2 protein-coding genes are annotated in these 1,524 nt (G+C 69.4%); both read left to right on the top strand.

The genetic code is table 11. The annotated features are described in order from the left end of the window. Positions 1 to 903 (top strand): DnaJ C-terminal domain-containing protein (locus ACV4UX_RS19460; RefSeq protein WP_491594926.1); only part of this gene is annotated, 903 nt, incomplete at its 5' end. 13 nt (positions 904 to 916) lie between these two features. After that, positions 917 to 1,234 carry a chaperone modulator CbpM gene (locus tag ACV4UX_RS19455; protein WP_491594925.1) on the top strand — a complete coding sequence of 106 codons (318 nt, stop codon included), beginning with the start codon at positions 917 to 919 and terminating at the stop codon, positions 1,232 to 1,234. Positions 1,235 to 1,524: the final 290 nt, after the last annotated feature.

The raw sequence follows: 1,524 nt of genomic DNA, 5'->3' as shown, positions 1-1,524 counted from the left end.
ACGTGCCATCCCGACCTCAAACCGGGCGACTTCACGGCCGAGGGCAAGTTCAAGGACACCCACGAGGCCTACGAGGTGCTGCGCGACCCCGAGAAGCGCAAGCTCTACGATCAACTCGGCCCCAACTGGCAGCACGGCCAGAACTTCCAGCCGCCTCCGGGCTACGAGAACATGCGCTTCCACTTCGGCGGCGCGGGCGGCCCCGGCGGCCAGCAGTTCGACATGGGCGGCTTCTCGGACTTCTTCCAGACCATCTTCGGCGGGTCCGGGGGCATGGGCGGTTTCGGCGGCCAGGGTTTCGGGGGCCAGGGCTTCGGCGGACAGGGACAGCGCCGCCCCTCCCGGGGCCAGGACGCGGAGGCCGCGCTGGAGCTGACCCTGGAGGAGGCCTACCACGGCGGCTCCAAGGCCATCACGCTCCAGGAGGAGGCCTACGGCCCGGACGGCAGGCCCTACCTCAAACCCAAGACGCTCTCGGTGAACATTCCGGCCGGGGTGCGCGACGGCGCGAAGATCCGCCTGGCGGGTCAGGGCAATTCCGGCTTCGGGGGCGGCCCGGCGGGGGACTTGTACCTCAGGGTGATGATCCGCCCGCACTCGCGCTTCAAGCTCGAGGACGTGAACGTGGTGGTGGACGTGCCCCTGGCCCCGTGGGAGGCCGCTCTGGGGGCCACGGTGCGGGTGCCCACCCTGGACGGCGAGGTGGACATGACCATCCCGCCGGGCATCGGCTCGGGGCGCAAGATGCGTCTGCGCGGCAAGGGCCTGGTGGGCAAGGCCGGGCGTGGCGACCAGTTCGTGCGCGTGATGGTGCAGACGCCCAAAAGCCTCACCGAGCCGCAGCGCGCGCTCTGGGAGGAACTGGCCAGGATTTCGGACTTCAACCCGCGCGAACAGCATTGATCGGGAGGCAGCCATGACCGGCGTGACCATCGTGTACGGAAGCGGCCTGCCCGCCAAGTCGAGCCTTATCGCCTGGGCGCAGTTCCTGGAACTGACGGGGCTGCACCCCTCGTTCGTGGGGGAGCTCATCGAACTCGGGTGGCTTGCGCCCCAGCGCACGGAGGGCAGCGTATACCTGTTCCGCCAGCGCGACGTGTACCGGGTGAAGAAGCTTTCGCGGCTGTGCGCCGACCTGGAGATCAACCCCGTGGGCGGGTCCATCATCGTGGACCTGCTGGAGCGCATCGAGGGACTGGAAAAGCGCGTGCGCGACCTGGAGCGCCTGGTCTGACCGGGCTTGCGCTCGCCTGATGTCTGGCGGCGGCCAGCGCCTGCGTCCCTGCCGGCGAAGCACGGACGCGACGGGAGGAGAAGAGGTTCGGGTTCGTCGTGGCGGCTCAGCGCCTGCCCCCTGTCCCGCGCGCGGACGGCGCGGAGGACCGATTTGAAGACGATCCGCCGTGCCGTCCGCGCGCGGGGCAGGGGCAGGCGCTGGGCGGGACAGCCTGGACGTGGGTCTTCCCGGGAGGCGGGCATTTCGTGATCAATTGCCTGCTGTGAGCTGATTCCCTGAAATCACTC

Source organism: Fundidesulfovibrio sp., assembly GCF_058402725.1.
Note: the sequence above shows the minus strand (reverse complement) of the source record. Positions and strands in the feature narration are given on the sequence as shown.